This is a genomic window from Streptococcus sp. GMD3S (assembly GCF_000298695.2).
GTDB lineage: Bacteria > Bacillota > Bacilli > Lactobacillales > Streptococcaceae > Streptococcus.
In genome coordinates, this window is the sequence record NZ_AJRC02000001.1 from 172,399 (window position 1) to 189,903 (window position 17,505).

Here is a 17,505-nt window from a genome sequence, read left to right on the forward strand (position 1 = left end):
TAATAGTTTTATGATTACAACAGTACCTATTAAGAACGAAAAAGACATTGCAGTACCAGGTAATACAGTCCTTGTACTAGGTTATTTTGATGGCATCCACAAGGGGCATCAGAAACTTTTTGAAGTGGCCAGTAAGGCTTCTATGAAGGATTATCTGCCAGTTGTCGTGATGACCTTTACAGAGTCGCCAAAACTTGCCTTGCAACCTTACCAACCTGAGCTTATGCTCCATATCGTCAATCACGAGGAACGGGAGCACAAGATGAAATGGCATGGGGTAGAGGCTCTATTCTTACTTGACTTTAGTAGCAAATTTGCCAATTTAACCGGGCAGGAATTTTTTGATACCTATATCAGGGCTTTAAAACCAGCGATTATTGTAGCAGGATTTGACTATACCTTTGGCTCAGATAAGAAAACTGCGGATGAACTGAAGGACTATTTTGATGGAGAGATCATCATTGTTCCTCCAGTTGAGGATGAAAAGGGCAAGATTAGTTCTACACGGATTCGTCAGGCTATTCTTGATGGAGATGTAAAGGAAGTCAATCAACTGCTCGGCACACCTCTCCCATCTCGTGGGATGGTCGTTCATGGAAATGCCCGTGGGCGCACTATTGGTTATCCAACAGCCAATCTAGTCCTAAGAGACCGAACTTACATGCCAGCTGACGGTGTTTATGTAGTTGATATCGAAGTGCAACGTCAGAGATATCGTGGAATGGCAAGTGTTGGAAAAAATGTTACCTTTGATGGAGAAGAACCACGTTTTGAAGTTAATATTTTCGACTTTTCAGACGATATTTACGGTGAGACAGTCATGGTCTACTGGCTGGACCGTGTCCGCGATATGATCAAATTTGACTCCGTAGAGGAACTGGTTGACCAACTCCAGAAAGACGAAGAGATTGCTCGAAACTGGAAGGATGGAGATTCTGTCATTCAAGGGGCTCAGGTATAGAAAACGTCTGAATAAGCTTATAGAAGGTTTAGTTTATTTGATTGTAGTTTTGAAAGAGTGATATAATTCTTTTTAGTTCCCATAATTCCCTATTTTAGCATCTACTTATGCTCAGAATATAGACGAGGCTTTATTATGCAAACGCAAGAAGAAATGAATGTTCTGGTACCGGAAAAATTAGCAGAAATTGAGCGTGATTATGGTGTCAGAGTTTTATGGGCTATCGAGTCTGGTAGTCGTGCCTGGGGTTTTGAGTCTCCCGATAGTGACTTTGATGTACGATTTATCTACAAACACAAGCAAGATTTTTATCTCCGTTTAAATGAACAGCGTGATGTTATCGAGCTACCAATTGACGATACTTGGGATGTGAGTGGTTGGGATTTAGACAAGACTTTAAAACTCCTTTATAAGTCAAATCCTACACTGTTTGAATGGTTACAGTCACCAATTGTCTATCGACAAACGGATTTTATCGAGCGCATGCGTCATCTTGCCAACCAGTATTTTTCTGAGAAGAAAATGCTCTACCATTACTTGAACACTGCTAGAACTCAAATGAATAAGTATCTTTCAGGAGACAAGGTCAAACCTAAAAAGTATTTCTATGCGCTGCGTCCTATTTTGGCCTGTCGTTGGATTGAAAAATACCATTCTGTTCCTCCAATTTTATTTGACGATTTGGTCAAAGAATTGCTTCCTGATGAGATGAAAGAGCATGTGTTAAGATTGCTTGATATCAAGGTCAAGGGAGCTGAAGGTATGGAAATTGATCCGATAATGCCAATTCAAGATTATATTTTAGCTAACATCCAAGAGTTGGATGCATACGTTCAAAGTGTTAGAGAGGAAAAGAAAGAGTGGAAAGCTCTAAATCAATTTTTCCTTGAAGAATTAGGCCACGACTGAGGTTTTTTATGGGTAAATGGACATGTAAATGTGGGCAAGCAATGAATGACCACCGAGCGCCCGATCCAAATGCTTATTCAGTTTATTCGGATGAGTTGTTTGAAGAAATCATAAATAAAGCTGACGACCATAATAAAATTTCTTATGATGATATTTCTGAAGCGTCATTTTATATGTGGAAGTGCCCTGAGTGTGGCAGTTTCATGGTTTTTGGCGAAGACGGGGATGGAGATCACTTTACTTTTTATGAGCGCCAAGAAGTAGAAAAGGTAGAGCCTCTCTTTGATCCAGATCAAGAGTTAAATCTTGTTGTGGTTGAGTTTCAGGAGGGAGGGAATGGCTATACGTATATCTGTGATGACCCAAATATCCATATAGGACACGCTGTTATTGTCCCAGTCGGGAAGGAAAATACTGAAAAAACTGCTTTAGTTGTACAGAAGTATCATGCCCTACCAAAGGATATCACTTTTCCTGTTGAAAAGTTAAAACGTGTCATTCGTAGGTATTCACATTTCGACCCAATCACTTCGAAAAACGTTTGTAGAAATATAATAAAGCTGGGAAGAATGCTTGATGCTTGCTCTAAAAATGTTAAACCTGCTAATCAGCAATATTATAGTATCAAAACTCCCTTAGGCTATTTCTGGTTAGAATTAAATGGAGTTCCAATTCCAATGAAAATTACGCAGGTTCAAGTCAAAGATACAAAGTACCAAGTAGATGTTGCCCTTTATATTAAGCCTTCAGAGATTAACTGTAGAAGATTCTATGAGCTGGAATTATGTGCAGATTTTGATATTGATGCTTCTAGATGGATCGATGTTCTCTCTGATGAAAACGTTTGGGGAAATACTTGGGAACTAAATGGCTTTCAATTTGGTATTACAGCAGGGGAGTCTCCAGAATTTGAAGACGAAGTTGTAGCGAGAAAGTATAGTCGTGTCCCACTTTATTATGACTGGCACCCTGAATTTGAAGATTATTATGGCTTCAGTTTAGCTTGGAAAAAATACGAGTCTGATAGCGATTTGTCAATAGATTTCTATACAACGTAAGAAGCAGGAGGATATGTATGAATCAAGCATGGGATTTATTGTTTGAGGGTAAGATTAATGAGGCTAAAAAAATAGTTGAAGCTGATTTTTTATTGGAAACTTGCACAGATTTTAGTTTGTTAAATTTGATGGGGTATATTTATCTTGAAGAGCAAAAATACAACGAGTGCTTAAGTATCTATCAGCGTTACATTGACTTAGCACGAACTAAAAGCGACCCAGAAAATGAACATATAGGCTATCATCAGTTAGCCATGGTTTATCGTGAAATGAATGAATTTCAAACAGCCCTTTTCTATATCGAAAGAGAGCAAAAAGTCATTGAAGAAGCTTTTACAGAGGATACCCTCAAATCTTCTGTTAACAATTATGAGCAAGGTTATTTACGATTAAAGTTAGGAAAAGTAGCAGAAGCATTCATGTATATGGAACAGTCCTTAAAACAAGCTTTGCAAACAGATGATTTGATTGCCCAAGCTTGTGCCTATAGAGGTTTAGGAGAGATTGGTTCGATACAAAATCCTGAAGAATCACATGAAAATTTTTTACAAGCTATCGTTCTTTTTGAAAAGGCAGGCGATCAGATTGGTGCTCAAGAGGTTAGAAAATTGCTAAATAATAAAAAGTAGCCTGAAAAGGCTACTTTTTATTAAAAAACGCGATAGACATAAGGATTTTCTGGTTTATCTACTTTTGTGAAACTCTCAACCTCTAGTGTTGGGAGTTTTTGTTTGAGTTCTTTATGGTAGTGGAGGGTCAGGGTTCCGCTAGCGGTGATCCAAGTATTGTCAGGATACTGGCGTGAGTTCCCCTTTGTCAAGAGTCCATATACACCAGAATCGGCGATACAGTGGATGATTCCAAAGCGAAAGAGGAACTGGCTATCTGGATGGCTAGGATCGTTATAGACAAAGCCTGTAAATTCGATTTTCTTTCCTTCAAACTCTTGAGGGTAGTCATAGAGAACTTCCATGACCTCCATATAGTTTTCATCAGTGATTTGAATGGTTGGTTGGGTGAGGTATTTGTCAGCTGTAGACCTCATTTCCTTTTCATAAGCAGATTTGGAAAAATAGGTGCTGGTATCGGGTTTGAGGTATTGACTGGATGTTCCTTCGCTTGCCTGAATAGCAGTATCGATTCCCTCAGCAAGTGGGAAATGGTATCCCTTAGCAGACACGGTTCTCGAGTCCAAACTTACTGTCGGAAAGGCAACCCCAATCAACAGAGGTAGTGACAGTAAAAGGAGGCTGATTCGTCTAGCTCGACGACTTTCTAAATGGCTGTGAGAGTTGATTTTCTTGATCCAGATATAGAATTGGACCAGAGCCAATAGAAGAGAAAGGAGCATGGAAATATAGACTAGATAGGAATAGTGGAGGTTAATGTAGTGACTGAGCTTGCCAGAAAGCTGCAGATACAGAGTTAGGGCAAAATAACCCAGTAAAATGAAAAATCGCATCATAGCAACACTCCAAACATGTAAGAATAAAGCAAGACAAGCACTGTCACAATACCCATAAATTGCCAGATGAAGCGCACTTTGAGATAGTGTTTCATCATGAGGAGATTTTTGATATCAAGCATGGGGCCTATGATCAGAAAGGCAAGGACTGGCGCTAGGCCGAAGCTTGAGAGGAGAGAAGCTCCGATAAAGGCGTCCGCCTCGCTACAAAGAGAGAGGAGAAAGGCTAGAAACATGAGCAAGAGAATCGCAAGGACTGGACTTGCACTGATAGAGGTCAAGATCCGAGTCGGGACATAGACCTGCACGATAGCCGCAAAGAGACAGCCAAAGACCAAGTAACGCCCCATATCGAAAAACTCATCAATAGCTTGTATAAAGATCTGAAACACTTTTCTAGCGGGACCCAAGTGTGAAAAGTCATGTTCATGGCAAGCGATAGGATTCTCTTTTTGAATGGGTTCCTTCCAGAAAAATCCTAGGAAAATCCCCAGAATCAAAGCAATCACAATAGCTCCCAGAGCTCGCAAGAAGGCAAGTTTTATTGAATTGCCAAAGGCAGAATATGTGGCGAAAAGAACGATAGGATTGATGATGGGAGCAGTCACCAGAAAAGGAACCGCTGTGTAGCTGGGCACTTTCTTTTCCAGAAAACGATTGATAATCGGAACGATACCACATTCGCAAGAAGGAAAGAGAAAGCCAATGAAGGTACCAAAAAAGATCCTCCCCCAACGATTGCGAGGGAGAAACTCATAAACTTTATCAGGTGTGATATAGACCTCAATCAATCCCGAAATGAGACTCCCAATCAAGACAAAAGGAAGGGCTTCAATCATGATGGAGAGAAAAATAGCTCCCGCTTGTAATACACTAGGAGGAAGAGATTGGAAAATCGTCATCTATTTTTTCTTCTCAACTTTTTCTTTTTTATCTTTGTCATCTGGAAAAGTGACTTGTGTTAAGTCAGGAAGTTTTGCGAATTCTTCAAACATCTTGTCCAAGTCATCCGTTTTTGTAAATTTAACAGCCATGGGCCTACCTCTTTTCTACATTCTACCTCTATTATACTATTATTTTCTTGAAAAGGGATTATTTTGATAATCAAAGAGGTAAAAAAGGGTAGGGCGAAACAAGGGCTGTTCCTTATGGTATAATAGGTATATGGATAAAAAATATGAAAAAATCTCCCAAGATTTGGGTGTAACCTTAAAGCAAATCGATACCGTTCTAAGTTTGACCGCTGAAGGAGCGACAATTCCCTTTATCGCCCGTTATCGCAAGGACATGACTGGTAGTCTGGATGAGGTAGCGATTAAGGCCATTATTGATCTGGATAAAAGTCTGACAAATCTCAACGATCGTAAAGAAGCTGTCTTAGCTAAGATTCAAGAACAAGGTAAGCTAACAAAGGAATTGGAAGAAGCTATCCTTGCAGCTGAGAAATTAGCAGATGTAGAAGAACTCTATCTTCCTTATAAGGAAAAACGTCGGACCAAGGCTACCATTGCCCGTGAAGCTGGACTCTTTCCTCTTGCTCGCTTGATTTTGCAGGATGTAGCTGACTTGGAGAAAGAAGCTGAGAAGTTTGTCTGTGAAGGATTTGCGACTGGTCAAGAAGCCTTGGCTGGTGCGGTTGATATCTTGGTCGAAGCCTTATCCGAAGATGTCAATCTACGTGCTATGACCTATCAGGAAGTGTTGAGACACTCTAAAATCACTTCGCAAGTCAAGGGTGAAAATCTCGATGAAAAACAAGTTTTTCAGATTTATTATGATTTTTCAGAGACAGTTGGCAACATGCAGGGCTATCGTACCTTGGCTCTCAACCGTGGGGAAAAATTAGGTATTTTGAAGGTTGGCTTTGAACATGCGACGGACCGTATCTTATCTTTCTTTGGTGCTCGTTTTAAAGTCAAAAATGCCTATATAGATGAAGTTGTCCAACAGTCAGTTAAGAAAAAGGTATTGCCTGCTATTGAGCGACGCATTCGGACAGAGTTGACTGAGAAAGCGGAAGAAGGGGCTATCCAACTCTTTTCTGACAATCTGCGCAATCTCCTCTTGGTTGCTCCGCTGAAAGGGCGCGTGGTTCTAGGATTTGACCCAGCCTTTCGTACAGGTGCCAAGCTAGCTGTCGTTGATGCAACAGGGAAAATGCTGACGACTCAAGTCATTTATCCAGTAAAACCAGCCTCCGATCGTCAAATCGAAGAAGCCAAGCGAGACTTAGCCGACTTGATCGGTCAGTATGGCGTGGAAATTATTGCCATCGGAAATGGAACGGCCAGTCGTGAAAGTGAAGCCTTTGTGGCGGAAGTTCTGAAAGATTTTCCAGAAGTCAGCTATGTTATCGTCAATGAAAGTGGCGCTTCTGTCTATTCTGCTAGTGAACTAGCTCGTCAGGAGTTTCCAGACTTGACCGTTGAAAAACGCTCTGCTATCTCGATCGCTCGACGTTTGCAAGATCCCCTTGCTGAATTGGTCAAAATTGATCCCAAGTCAATCGGTGTCGGTCAATACCAGCACGATGTCAGTCAGAAGAAACTGTCTGAGAGTCTGGACTTTGTCGTAGATACGGTGGTTAACCAAGTCGGTGTCAATGTCAATACAGCCAGCCCAGCTCTTCTTTCCCACGTAGCTGGACTCAATAAAACCATTTCTGAAAATATCGTCAAATACCGTGAGGAAGAAGGAAAAATCACTTCACGTTCTCAAATCAAGAAGGTTCCTCGTCTAGGTGCCAAAGCCTTTGAGCAAGCTGCAGGTTTCCTCCGTATTCCTGAAAGTAGCAATATCCTTGATAATACAGGAGTTCATCCAGAGAACTATGCTGCGGTTAAGGAGCTTTTCAAACGCTTGGATATCAAGGAGTTGAATGAAGAAGCACAAAATAAGCTTAAGTCCCTTTCAGTTAAGGAGATGGCGCAAGAACTAGATCTTGGCCCAGAAACCCTTAAAGATATTATTGCCGACCTTCTCAAACCAGGTCGAGATTTCCGTGATTCTTTTGATGCACCTGTACTCCGTCAAGATGTACTGGATATCAAAGACTTAAAAGTCGGCCAGAAGCTAGAAGGTGTGGTGCGTAATGTCGTTGACTTCGGTGCCTTCGTTGATATCGGGATTCACGAGGATGGTTTGATCCATATTTCCCACATGAGTCGCAAATTTATCAAACATCCTAGTCAAGTGGTGTCTGTTGGAGATTTGGTAACGGTTTGGGTTAAGAAAATCGATACTGAACGTGAAAAAGTTAATCTGTCGCTCCTAGCTCCAGATGAAACTGACTGAGTACGTTCAGTCCGTTTCCCTCGAAGACTTTGGTAGACCTTTTACACACCAAGCCCAATGGAATTCTCGTCTGCGAACGACAGGTGGGCGATTTTTCCCTAAAGATGGGCATTTGGATTTTAATCCCAAGGTCTATAATGAACTTGGTTTGGAGGTTTTTCGGAAAATCGTGCGCCATGAACTCTGTCACTATCACCTTTATTTTCAGAAAAAGGGGTATCGGCATAAGGACCGAGATTTTAAGGAACTTTTGAAAGAAGTGGATGGACTACGCTTTGTTCCCCCTTTGAGAGCCCAAAGTAATTTCCTAGTTTATCAGTGTCAATCCTGCCAGCAACGCTATCAACGAAAGAGGAAGATTGATACCAAGTGCTATCGCTGTGGCGTCTGCCGTGGTAAACTCGTCATCCTAAATCGGCCTAAGGACTGATGTTTGTGCCCCCGTTTCATGATATACTACTTGTAAGAATACCGAAAGAGGAACAAATCATGAATACAAAATTTTATAAAATGAAACGAAATAGTATGGTATCGGGAGTTTTAGCTGGTTTATCAGACAAGTGGAATTTTGATGTAACTCTAGTCCGCTTTCTCTTTGCCATTTTTACCATATCAAATTTTGGGATTGGTGTGATTATCTACATCATCCTCGCCTCTATTCTGCCAACTAAGGAAGAGATTGAAGCAGAAATGTACGGAACAGGACCACGCAAACGTAAGGATGCTGAGGCCATTTATGACAATGATGGACGGTTTTGGTGAGTCGGATTTGGAAATAGTTTATAGATGATTTCCTTGTTTCTTGAAGAAATTAGAAAAAGTAGTGAATCCTAACCCTTGCATCCGCAAGGGTTTTCTTCTTGCCTTTCTTTTATGGTAAAATATTGATAGCGAAATTGCTTGATATTCTTCAATCTTACAAAAATGTAAGATTAAAGTCTCTTTTGTAAGGTTAGGTTATGGCAAGCCATCTTTTTTTGCGATAAACTAGACTCATAAAGAATAAAGGAGCAAAACCATGAAAAGAATTTTACAAAAGAAAACAAGAAAACCAAGTCAAAAAGATATCGAGCGTGTTCAACTGGGATGCGCTATGATGCAAGCACAGTTTCAAATGATGGGATATTAAGAAGGAGAAAATCATGACACTTTTAGATGTAAAACACGTTCAAAAAATCTACAAAACACGTTTCCAAGGAAACCAAGTCGAAGCACTCAAAGATATTCACTTTACCGTAGAAAAGGGTGACTACGTTGCCATCATGGGTGAGTCTGGTTCAGGAAAGTCAACCCTGCTCAACATCCTAGCTATGCTGGATAAACCAACTCGAGGCCAGGTTTACCTAAACGGAACAGACACAGCCACTATTAAAAATTCACAGGCTTCGAGTTTCCGTCGGGAAAAGTTGGGATTTGTCTTCCAAGACTTTAACTTGCTAGATACCCTGTCTGTTAAGGACAATATCTTGCTTCCGTTAGTGTTATCACGAAAACCTATCACGGAGATGATGAAGAAGTTGGTAGTGACAGCTGAAAATTTGGGCATCAACCAATTGCAAGAGAAGTACCCTTACGAGATCTCTGGTGGTCAAAAACAGCGGGTAGCAGTAGCACGCGCCATCATCACTGAACCTGAAATTCTCCTTGCGGATGAGCCAACAGGAGCCCTTGACTCCAAGTCATCTGCAGCCTTACTCGATGTATTTGATGAAATCAATGAACGCGGTCAAACCATTCTCATGGTAACCCACTCAACGGCGGCAGCCAGCAGGGCCAAGCGCGTTCTCTTTATCAAAGACGGCATTCTTTACAACCAAATCTACCGTGGAGACAAGACAGAGCGTCAGATGTTCCAAGAAATCTCTGATACTTTGACTGTTATGGCAAGCGAGGTGAATTAGTATGTTCCGATTAACCAATAAGTTAGCGGTATCAAACTTAATCAAAAACCGTAAACTCTACTATCCCTTTGCCCTTGCTGTTCTCTTAGCAGTGACCATCACCTATCTTTTTTACTCATTGTCACTTAATCCTAACATAGGCAAGATTCGAGGGGGAGAAACTATCTCTATGACCCTGGCTCTCGGTATGGTAGTTGTTACCATCGCTTCTGGAATTATTGTCCTTTATGCAAATAGTTTTGTCATGAAGAACCGCTCCAAGGAGCTGGGTGTATATGGTATGCTGGGTCTCGAAAAGCGCCATTTGATCAGTATGGTTTTTAAGGAGCTTCTTATTTTTGGTTCCTTAACCTTGACAGCTGGTCTCGGTCTAGGAGCTCTCTTTGATAAGCTAATCTTCGCCCTTCTTCTGAAGCTGATGAAGATGAAAGTGGAGCTCGTTTCGACTTTCCAACCAATTGTCTTTATCCTAGTTCTCATCGTCTTTGGAGCTATCTTCCTAGGTCTAATTTTTATCAATGCCTTTCGCATCGCACGCATGAATGCCCTTCAGCTCTCTCGTGAAAAAGCCAGTGGTGAGAAAAAAGGACGTTTCTTAGGTGTCCAAACCATCCTAGGTCTGATTAGTTTGGGAGCTGGTTACTATCTAGCAGTAACAGTCGAAAACCCACTTTCTGCTGTTCTGATTTTCTTCGTAGCAGTCTTGTTGGTAATTTTGGGGACTTATCTTCTCTTCAATGCAGGGATTACAGTTTTCTTACAAATCTTAAAGAAAAACAAGACTTACTATTACCAGCCCAACAACATGATTTCCGTATCTAATCTCATTTTCCGTATGAAGAAAAATGCGGTTGGTCTTGCGACGATTGCAATTCTCTCAACCATGGTCTTGGTGACAATGTCTGCTGCAACAAGTATCTTTAAAGCATCAGAAAACTTCAAGAAGGTCATGAATCCACATGATTTTGGGATTACAGGACAGAATGTTGAAAAAGAAGACATCGAAAAACTCTTGAACCAGTATGCTAGTGATAAAGGATTGACTGTCACAAAGAAAGAAGTCCTTACATACAGTAACTTTGGTGTGGCAAATCAAGATGGTACGAAATTGACAATCTTTGATAAAGGTCAAAATCGTGTTCAACCGAAAACTATTTTTATGGTCTTTGACCAAAAAGACTATGAGAATATGACAGGACAGAAACTTGCACTTTCAGGTAAGGAAGTTGGATTGTTTGCTCAAAACAAGCAACTTCAAGGGCAGAAAGAATTGACTCTGAATGACCAGACCTACACGATCAAAGAAGAAATCAAGAAAGATTTTATTCTTGAACATGTCCCAAATCAGTACAATATCCTAACTTCGGATTATAACTATTTGGTTGTTCCTGACTTACAAGCCTTTCTTGAACAGCATCCTAACTCTTCTATCTTTAATCAATACTATGGTGGTATGAATGTAACGGCTAGTGAGGACGAGCAACTTAAAATTGCAGATGACTATTCAAAATTCGTTAACAACTTTAATAGAGAAATAAACAAAGAAGGAAGCTATGTTTACGGAAGCAATCTGGCTGATAGTAGTGCGCAGATGAGTGCTCTCTTTGGTGGAGTCTTCTTCATCGGTATCTTCCTCTCTATCATCTTTATGGTGGGAACAGTTCTTGTTATCTACTACAAACAAATCTCTGAGGGCTATGAAGACCGTGAACGTTTCATCATTTTGCAAAAGGTCGGACTTGATCAAAAGCAAATCAAGCAAACTATTAACAAACAGGTCCTAACTGTTTTCTTCCTCCCATTGCTCTTTGCCTTCCTACACCTTGCCTTTGCCTATCATATGCTTAGCCTCATCCTAAAAGTCATTGGTGTGCTAGATGCGACCATGATGTTGACTGTTACATTGTCCATTTGTGCTATCTTCCTCATCGTCTACGTTTTGATTTTTATGATTACCTCAAGAAGCTATCGCAAGATTGTGCAAATGTAAAAAAGATACCTCGAAATTCATCGAGGTATTTCTTTTATCTTAGATACTAAAGAGTTGTCCCAAGAGGAAGGTTACGCCCATGGTGAGAAGTCCGATACAGAGGTTGCGGATCATTGCAGTTTTCGTTGGAGCCTTGCCTAGCTTGGCACTAGTATAGCCGGTAATAAGAAGGGAAAGGGCCACGATAAAAACAGTAGCAGGAATGCGATAGTCGCTTGGAAAGACGGTGATTGAAAGCATAGGAGGAAGACTTCCCAGTACAAAGGCGATAAAGCTAGAGATCGCAGCATGCCAAGGGTTGGTAAACTCTTCGTACTCGATTCCATACTTTTCTTCGACCAAGGCTTTAAGAGGATTTTTCAAAAAGGCCTTGTTGGTCAAGAGTTGGGCGGACGTTTCACACTCACCATTCTGAAGGTAAGCAGCATAGAGGGATTGTTTTGCAGATTCCATATCTTTATCCAAGAGTAATTGCTCTCTAGCGACAGCGGCTTCTTCCGTGTCTTTCTGAGTGGATACAGAGACATATTCGCCACCTGCCATAGAAAAAGCACCAGCGAGGATAGCGGCTAGTCCAGATAAAAAGATAATCCAGATATTGCTTGTCGCACTAGCAACCCCGATAACGACTCCAGCGATGGAAATAATCCCATCATTGGCACCCAGAACACCTGCACGTAGGATATTAAGTCGTCCTGCAAAGTTTGCATCAATTTCATGTTTTATTTCTGTCATAGTCATCTCCTTTCTCTCCATTATAGAGAAAAGAATAGTGGAATACAAACTTTTTAAACCATCTGAAAAAAGTTCCACGATTCTAATTTTTAAGCCCTTTTCGACTTTACCGAAAAAGCACGGCAATACAGTTGCCAATCCTACTGTATAAGTCCTTTTTTAGCTTATCTATGGTATAATAGAAGGTAGATTTATCAATTGGAGTATGAAGGATTTTATGATTAAACTTGTAGCAACCGATATGGATGGAACCTTTCTAGATGGAGAGGGTCGGTTTGATATGGAACGCCTCAAAAACGTACTTGTTTCCTACAAGGAAAAGGGGATTTATTTTGCAGTGGCTTCAGGTCGCGGTATTCTGTCCCTGAAAAAGCTGTTTGCGGATGTACGTGATAAAGTGATTTTTATAGCTGAAAATGGGAGCTATGTTGAGTTTCATGGTGAGGATATGTATGAGGCTACTATGCCTCGCGACTTTTACTTGAACACTTTTGAAGCTTTAAAGAAATCGCCCTATTTTGATGAAAGAAAAATGCTACTGACTGGGAAAAAAGCTTGTTATGTTTTGGACACAGTGGATGAAACTTATCTTAAGTTAAGTAGTCACTACAATGAAAATATTCAAAAAATAGCACGTTTGGAAGAGATCACGGATGAGATTTTTAAATTCACCACTAACTTCACAGAAGATACGATAGAAGCTGGTGAGGCTTGGGTAAATGAAAATGTTCCTGGTGTGAAAGCTATGACAACTGGTTTTGAATCCATCGATATTGTATTAGACTATGTTGATAAGGGTGTGGCTATTGTTGAGCTGGCAAAAAAACTTGGTCTAACCATGGATCAGGTCATGGCGTTTGGCGATAATCTCAATGACCTTCACATGATGCAGGTTGTGGGGCACCCAATCGCTCCTGAAAATGCGCGACCAGAGATTTTAGAATTAGCAGAGACAGTGATTGGCCACCATAAGGACCAGTCAGTGATGGCTTATATGGAGGGCTTGTAATGGCAGATATTAAATTGATTGCATTGGACTTGGATGGCACCTTGCTGACAACGGATAAAAAGCTAACAGATCGTACCAAGGCGGTCCTCAAAGTTGCGCGTGACCGTGGCATCAAGGTCGTTCTGACAACAGGTCGTCCTTTGAAGGCTATGGATTTCTTTCTCCATGAGCTAGGGACTGACGGTCAAGAGGACGAGTACACCATCACCTTTAATGGTGGTCTGGTGCAGAAAAATACGGGGGAGATTCTAGATAAAACAGTCTTTTCAATCGACGATGTGGCACGCTTGTACGAGGAAACTGAAAAACTCGGATTACCGTTAGATGCTATTTCAGAAGGAACAGTCTATCAAATCCAGTCGGACCAAGAAAGTCTCTATGCTAAGTTTAATCCAGCTCTGACTTTCGTACCAGTCGCTTTTGAAGAGTTATCTAGTCAGATAACGTATAATAAATGCGTGACTGCCTTTGCCCAAGAACCCTTGGATGCAGCGATTAAACAGATTTCTCCTGAATTGTTTGACCAATACGAAATCTTCAAATCGCGTGAACTCTTATTGGAATGGTCACCGAAAAACGTCCACAAGGCAACAGGTTTAGCGAAATTAATTAAACACCTAGGAATCGACCAAAGCCAGGTCATGGCTTGTGGGGACGAGGCCAATGACCTTTCTATGATTGAGTGGGCAGGTCTGGGAGTTGCCATGCAAAATGCAGTTCCAGCGGTTAAGGCAGTTGCCAATGTCATTACCCCGATGACCAACGACGAGGAAGCCGTTGCCTGGGCTATCGAAGAATACGTGCTAAAGGAGAACTAAAATATGGGATTATTTGACCGTCTATTCGGGAAAAAAGAAGAGCCGAAAATCGAAGATATTGTTAAAGAAGCTCTGGAAAATCTTGATTTGTCAGAAGAGGTTGAAGAAAACCAAACGGCAGTCGAAGAAACAAGTCAGGAAGAGACAGCAAGGGACAAAGTGGAAGCAACTCTTGCTCAAGAAGAACTTCCTCAGGTCTTGACAGAAGAAGTGATTGAACCAGAAGCAGTTGAGGAAACTGCTCAGGAAGAGCTTGAGCCAGAATCTGATGAACTGGAACGATTCCAAGAGCCGGAAGAAATTCTAAAAGAAGAGAGCCAAGAAACTGTAGAGTTCGAAGAAGGGTTAGCTTCTGAAGTAGTAGAAGAAGAACTTCCTCAGGTTGAAGAAACTGTACAGGAAAAATATGACCGCAGTCTCAAGAAAACCCGTACAGGATTCGGTGCTCGTTTGAATGCCTTCTTTGCCAACTTCCGTTCTGTCGATGAAGAATTCTTCGAAGAATTGGAAGAACTGCTCATCATGAGCGACGTCGGTGTGCAGGTCGCTTCAAACTTAACAGAAGAACTACGTTATGAAGCCAAACTCGAAAATGCTAAGAAGCCTGACGCACTCCGTCGAGTCATTATCGAGAAATTGGTTGAACTCTATGAGAAGGATGGCAACTACGATGAACAAATCCATTTTCAAGATGGTTTGACTGTCATGCTCTTTGTCGGAGTCAATGGCGTTGGGAAAACAACTTCTATCGGGAAATTGGCTCATCGCTACAAACAAGCTGGCAAGAAAGTCATGCTAGTTGCGGCAGATACCTTCCGTGCGGGTGCAGTGGCTCAGCTAGCTGAATGGGGTCGTCGTGTGGATGTTCCTGTTGTGACAGGGCCAGAAAAGGCTGATCCAGCAAGTGTGGTCTTTGATGGGATGGAACGTGCTGTAGCTGAAGGGATTGATATCCTTATGATTGATACAGCAGGTCGTCTGCAAAACAAGGACAACCTTATGGCTGAGTTGGAAAAGATTGGTCGCATTATCAAGCGTGTCGTTCCAGAAGCACCTCATGAAACCTTCCTTGCCCTTGATGCGTCAACTGGACAGAATGCCTTGGTACAAGCTAAGGAATTTTCTAAGATAACACCATTGACTGGAATTGTTTTGACAAAAATTGACGGAACTGCCCGAGGTGGTGTTGTACTAGCTATTCGAGAAGAACTCAATATCCCTGTAAAATTGATTGGTTTCGGTGAAAAAATCGATGATATCGGGGAATTTAACTCAGAAAACTTTATGAAGGGTCTCTTAGAAGGCTTGATTTAATACAAAATAAATATCCTGCAAGTCAATCTTGCAGGATATTTTTGCTATTCTAAACGGCCATCTTCACGATAGGCGATATCGGGTTGCCAAGTCCATTTTGCTCCAAACTTCTCTAGTAAGTCAAAGCTTGCTTGTGGTCCCATGCTTCCGGACTTGTAGTCGTGGAGCGGAACTTCATTTTGAGCCCAGAGCTTTTCGATACGGTCAATCAATTTCCAAGAAGCACTTACCTCATCCCAGTGGCTAAAGTTAGTTGAATCGTTATTCAATACATCGTAGATTAGCTTTTCATAAGGATCTGGTGAAGCACCTGTTGCAGTCGCATCAGTTCTGTAGTCAAGCGAATTAGGTGCAAGTTTGAACTCTTCTCCAACTTCTTTACCGTTAAGGCTGAGAGAGAAACCTTCTGTTGGTTGGATGTAGATGGTCAAGATATTTGGCGCTAACGGTTCTCCAAAGATAGAGTCCATTTGCTTAAAGACGATATTGACATGAGTCCCTTTTTCAGTCAGACGTTTCCCTGTACGGAAGAAGAAGGGAACACCACGGAAACGATCGCTGTCTACAAAGAAGGCGCCAGATGCGAAAGTTTCTGTTGTAGATTCAGGATCGACGTTTGGCTCGCTACGATAGGAAATGTATTTCATGCCATCGATTTTACCAGAGCGATATTGACCACGGATAAACTGTTCCTTCAATTCTTCCTCAGTTGGATGATAGAGGTTTTTAAAGACCTTTATCTTTTCAGCACGAATCTCATCCTTTGTAAAGCTAGCTGGTTTGTCCATGGCTAGAAGAGAGAGGAGTTGAAGAGTATGATTTTGCACCATATCACGAAGGGCACCAGATTGATCATAGTAGCCACCGCGTTCTTCTACACCCAAGCGTTCCGCAAAGGTAATCTGAACATTATCGATGTGTTCGCGATTCCAAACATTCTCAAAGATCATGTTGGCAAAACGAACAGCAAAGATACTCTGAATCATCTCTTTACCTAGGTAATGGTCAATACGGTAGATTTGCTCCTCATCAAAGGCTGCAAGGAGATCTTCATTGAGTTTGCTAGCTGTTTCGTAGTCTGTACCAAATGGTTTCTCAACGATCAAGCGCTCAAAACCTTTGCCATCAACAATGTTTTCAGATTTGAGGTGCTTGGCAATAGTTCCAAAGAACTGAGGTGCCATAGACAAGAAGAAGAGCTTATTGTGTTCAGCTTGGTATTTTTCGTTAAGCTCAGCTTGTAATTGGCGCAAAGCAATGTAATGTTCCGTATCGTTCACATCATGGCTTTGATAGTAGAAGTGGCTAGCAAATTCTTGGGCTTGCTCGGTACTATCTGCCAAATCAAGGATGGATTCGACAACTACAGATTCAAAATATTCCTTACTCCAAGGTCTACGAGCTGTTCCGATAACAGCAAAATGCTCAGAGAGATTGCCTGATTTATAGAGTCTGAAAAGGGAAGGGTAGAGTTTGCGTTTAGCTAAATCTCCACTCGCACCGAAAATTGTAACAATAACCTTTGATGACATCTAGCTACCTAATTTCTATATTTTTTCCTAGTTGGACTAGGGATGAGATTTCCTCATTATCATAGTTTTTATTTTATCATAATTTTCAAAAAAAACAAAAAATCCAATACGCAATTAAAAAACTGTAAGGAGAACCTTACAGTTTTGTTTTATACATTTAAGACCTTGTCCAAGAACTCTTTTAGACGAGGGTGTTGTGGGTTATCGAAGATTTGATCTGGAGTTCCATCTTCCAGGAATTCACCATCAGCCGTAAAGATAACACGGTTAGCCACCTGACGAGCAAATCCCATCTCATGGGTTACGATAATCATGGTCATACCTTGCTCTGCCAATTCCTTCATAACATTCAGTACATCTCCAACCATCTCAGGGTCCAGAGCGGAAGTTGGCTCATCAAAGAGCATGATATCAGGATTCATGGCAAGTCCACGAGCGATAGCTACACGCTGTTTTTGACCACCTGATAGGCTATCTGGGTTAGCATTAGCTTTGTCTGCAAGACCGACTTTCTCCAGC

18 protein-coding genes are annotated in these 17,505 nt (G+C 41.3%); 12 read left to right on the forward strand and 6 right to left on the reverse strand.

All coding sequences use genetic code 11. The features are described 5' to 3' along the window. Positions 1–10: 10 nt before the first annotated feature. From GMD3S_RS0200865 to GMD3S_RS0200880, 4 genes are all read left to right on the forward strand, one after another. A complete protein-coding gene (locus tag GMD3S_RS0200865) occupies positions 11–961 on the forward strand; it encodes a bifunctional riboflavin kinase/FAD synthetase (protein WP_000633649.1) in 951 nt (316 codons plus the stop codon). A gap of 135 nt (positions 962–1,096) precedes the next feature. After that, entirely contained in the window at positions 1,097–1,870 is a 774-nt protein-coding gene (locus GMD3S_RS0200870) for a nucleotidyltransferase domain-containing protein (RefSeq protein ID WP_001194460.1), read from the forward strand. An 8-nt stretch (positions 1,871–1,878) separates the two neighbouring features. Next, a complete protein-coding gene (locus GMD3S_RS0200875) occupies positions 1,879–2,928 on the forward strand; it encodes a hypothetical protein (RefSeq protein ID WP_000521314.1) in 1,050 nt (349 codons plus the stop codon). 17 nt (positions 2,929–2,945) lie between these two features. Further along, positions 2,946–3,557 (forward strand): tetratricopeptide repeat protein, encoded by a 612-nt coding sequence (locus tag GMD3S_RS0200880; protein WP_001070705.1) that lies wholly within the window; start codon positions 2,946–2,948, stop codon positions 3,555–3,557. 20 nt (positions 3,558–3,577) lie between these two features. Here GMD3S_RS0200880 and GMD3S_RS0200885 read toward each other — a convergent pair whose 3' ends face one another. The 3 genes from GMD3S_RS0200885 to GMD3S_RS11090 are packed head-to-tail and all read right to left on the reverse strand — an operon-like array spanning position 3,578 to position 5,427. Beyond that, positions 3,578–4,393 (reverse strand): TIGR03943 family putative permease subunit, encoded by an 816-nt coding sequence (locus tag GMD3S_RS0200885; RefSeq protein ID WP_000984354.1) that lies wholly within the window; start codon positions 4,391–4,393, stop codon positions 3,578–3,580. Then, a complete protein-coding gene (locus tag GMD3S_RS0200890; RefSeq protein WP_000151876.1) occupies positions 4,390–5,295 on the reverse strand; it encodes a permease in 906 nt (301 codons plus the stop codon). The genes GMD3S_RS0200885 and GMD3S_RS0200890 overlap by 4 nt, the downstream gene beginning before the upstream one ends. Further along, on the reverse strand, positions 5,296–5,427 hold the full coding sequence (locus GMD3S_RS11090; protein ID WP_000268696.1) for an SPJ_0845 family protein: 132 nt from the start codon (positions 5,425–5,427) through the stop codon (positions 5,296–5,298). It abuts the gene before it with no gap. 130 nt (positions 5,428–5,557) lie between these two features. Between GMD3S_RS11090 and GMD3S_RS0200900 the strand changes: the two genes are divergently transcribed. The 5 genes from GMD3S_RS0200900 (at position 5,558) to GMD3S_RS0200925 (ending at position 11,578) form a co-directional block, all read left to right on the forward strand. Continuing rightward, positions 5,558–7,687 (forward strand): Tex family protein, encoded by a 2,130-nt coding sequence (locus GMD3S_RS0200900; protein ID WP_000359115.1) that lies wholly within the window; start codon positions 5,558–5,560, stop codon positions 7,685–7,687. Beyond that, the gene (locus GMD3S_RS0200905) at positions 7,674–8,117 is read left to right on the forward strand and encodes a SprT family protein (protein ID WP_000778613.1); all 444 of its coding nucleotides are present in this window, start codon (positions 7,674–7,676) and stop codon (positions 8,115–8,117) included. Before GMD3S_RS0200900 ends, GMD3S_RS0200905 begins: the two co-directional genes overlap by 14 nt. A 59-nt stretch (positions 8,118–8,176) precedes the next feature. Continuing rightward, positions 8,177–8,449: a PspC domain-containing protein gene (locus tag GMD3S_RS0200910; protein ID WP_001092787.1), complete on the forward strand. Its 273-nt coding sequence runs from the start codon at positions 8,177–8,179 to the stop codon at positions 8,447–8,449. Positions 8,450–8,829: 380 nt separating this feature from the next. After that, entirely contained in the window at positions 8,830–9,588 is a 759-nt protein-coding gene (locus tag GMD3S_RS0200920) for an ABC transporter ATP-binding protein (RefSeq protein ID WP_000173369.1), read from the forward strand. A gap of 1 nt (position 9,589) precedes the next feature. After that, positions 9,590–11,578: an FtsX-like permease family protein gene (locus tag GMD3S_RS0200925; RefSeq protein ID WP_000489346.1), complete on the forward strand. Its 1,989-nt coding sequence runs from the start codon at positions 9,590–9,592 to the stop codon at positions 11,576–11,578. 39 nt (positions 11,579–11,617) lie between these two features. Here GMD3S_RS0200925 and GMD3S_RS0200930 read toward each other — a convergent pair whose 3' ends face one another. Next, positions 11,618–12,313, reverse strand: a complete 696-nt coding sequence (locus GMD3S_RS0200930) for a VIT1/CCC1 transporter family protein (RefSeq protein ID WP_000136042.1) — start codon at positions 12,311–12,313, stop codon at positions 11,618–11,620. A gap of 217 nt (positions 12,314–12,530) precedes the next feature. Between GMD3S_RS0200930 and GMD3S_RS0200935 the strand changes: the two genes are divergently transcribed. Genes GMD3S_RS0200935 through ftsY form a run of 3 tightly spaced genes read left to right on the forward strand, consistent with a single transcriptional unit; the run spans position 12,531 to position 15,454 of the window. Beyond that, the gene (locus GMD3S_RS0200935) at positions 12,531–13,322 is read left to right on the forward strand and encodes a Cof-type HAD-IIB family hydrolase (protein ID WP_000594109.1); all 792 of its coding nucleotides are present in this window, start codon (positions 12,531–12,533) and stop codon (positions 13,320–13,322) included. Further along, positions 13,322–14,140 carry a Cof-type HAD-IIB family hydrolase gene (locus tag GMD3S_RS0200940; protein ID WP_000763423.1) on the forward strand — a complete coding sequence of 273 codons (819 nt, stop codon included), beginning with the start codon at positions 13,322–13,324 and terminating at the stop codon, positions 14,138–14,140. The genes GMD3S_RS0200935 and GMD3S_RS0200940 overlap by 1 nt, the downstream gene beginning before the upstream one ends. A gap of 3 nt (positions 14,141–14,143) precedes the next feature. Beyond that, on the forward strand, positions 14,144–15,454 hold the full coding sequence (ftsY, locus tag GMD3S_RS0200945; RefSeq protein ID WP_000522283.1) for a signal recognition particle-docking protein FtsY: 1,311 nt from the start codon (positions 14,144–14,146) through the stop codon (positions 15,452–15,454). A 44-nt stretch (positions 15,455–15,498) separates the two neighbouring features. Here the strand turns inward: ftsY and zwf are convergent, their stop codons facing one another. Continuing rightward, a complete protein-coding gene (gene zwf, locus GMD3S_RS0200950) occupies positions 15,499–16,986 on the reverse strand; it encodes a glucose-6-phosphate dehydrogenase (protein ID WP_000096108.1) in 1,488 nt (495 codons plus the stop codon). A 149-nt stretch (positions 16,987–17,135) separates the two neighbouring features. Continuing rightward, the coding region (locus tag GMD3S_RS0200955; RefSeq protein ID WP_025172938.1) for an amino acid ABC transporter ATP-binding protein at positions 17,136–17,505 on the reverse strand (370 nt) is incomplete at its 5' end.

Bases quoted from the DNA above. Each gene is read 5' to 3' on its own strand.
- GMD3S_RS0200870 (WP_001194460.1), top strand. From the start codon at position 1,097: ATGCAAACGCAAGAAGAAATGAATGTTCTGGTACCGGAAAAATTAGCA.
- GMD3S_RS0200865 (WP_000633649.1), top strand. From the start codon at position 11: ATGATTACAACAGTACCTATTAAGAACGAAAAAGACATTGCAGTACCA.
- zwf (WP_000096108.1), bottom strand. From the start codon at position 16,986: ATGTCATCAAAGGTTATTGTTACAATTTTCGGTGCGAGTGGAGATTTA.
- GMD3S_RS0200930 (WP_000136042.1), bottom strand. From the start codon at position 12,313: ATGACAGAAATAAAACATGAAATTGATGCAAACTTTGCAGGACGACTT.
- GMD3S_RS0200920 (WP_000173369.1), top strand. From the start codon at position 8,830: ATGACACTTTTAGATGTAAAACACGTTCAAAAAATCTACAAAACACGT.
- GMD3S_RS0200885 (WP_000984354.1), bottom strand. From the start codon at position 4,393: ATGATGCGATTTTTCATTTTACTGGGTTATTTTGCCCTAACTCTGTAT.
- GMD3S_RS0200940 (WP_000763423.1), top strand. From the start codon at position 13,322: ATGGCAGATATTAAATTGATTGCATTGGACTTGGATGGCACCTTGCTG.
- ftsY (WP_000522283.1), top strand. From the start codon at position 14,144: ATGGGATTATTTGACCGTCTATTCGGGAAAAAAGAAGAGCCGAAAATC.
- GMD3S_RS0200925 (WP_000489346.1), top strand. From the start codon at position 9,590: ATGTTCCGATTAACCAATAAGTTAGCGGTATCAAACTTAATCAAAAAC.
- GMD3S_RS0200905 (WP_000778613.1), top strand. From the start codon at position 7,674: ATGAAACTGACTGAGTACGTTCAGTCCGTTTCCCTCGAAGACTTTGGT.
- GMD3S_RS0200910 (WP_001092787.1), top strand. From the start codon at position 8,177: ATGAATACAAAATTTTATAAAATGAAACGAAATAGTATGGTATCGGGA.
- GMD3S_RS0200935 (WP_000594109.1), top strand. From the start codon at position 12,531: ATGATTAAACTTGTAGCAACCGATATGGATGGAACCTTTCTAGATGGA.
- GMD3S_RS0200875 (WP_000521314.1), top strand. From the start codon at position 1,879: ATGGGTAAATGGACATGTAAATGTGGGCAAGCAATGAATGACCACCGA.
- GMD3S_RS0200890 (WP_000151876.1), bottom strand. From the start codon at position 5,295: ATGACGATTTTCCAATCTCTTCCTCCTAGTGTATTACAAGCGGGAGCT.
- GMD3S_RS11090 (WP_000268696.1), bottom strand. From the start codon at position 5,427: ATGGCTGTTAAATTTACAAAAACGGATGACTTGGACAAGATGTTTGAA.
- GMD3S_RS0200880 (WP_001070705.1), top strand. From the start codon at position 2,946: ATGAATCAAGCATGGGATTTATTGTTTGAGGGTAAGATTAATGAGGCT.
- GMD3S_RS0200900 (WP_000359115.1), top strand. From the start codon at position 5,558: ATGGATAAAAAATATGAAAAAATCTCCCAAGATTTGGGTGTAACCTTA.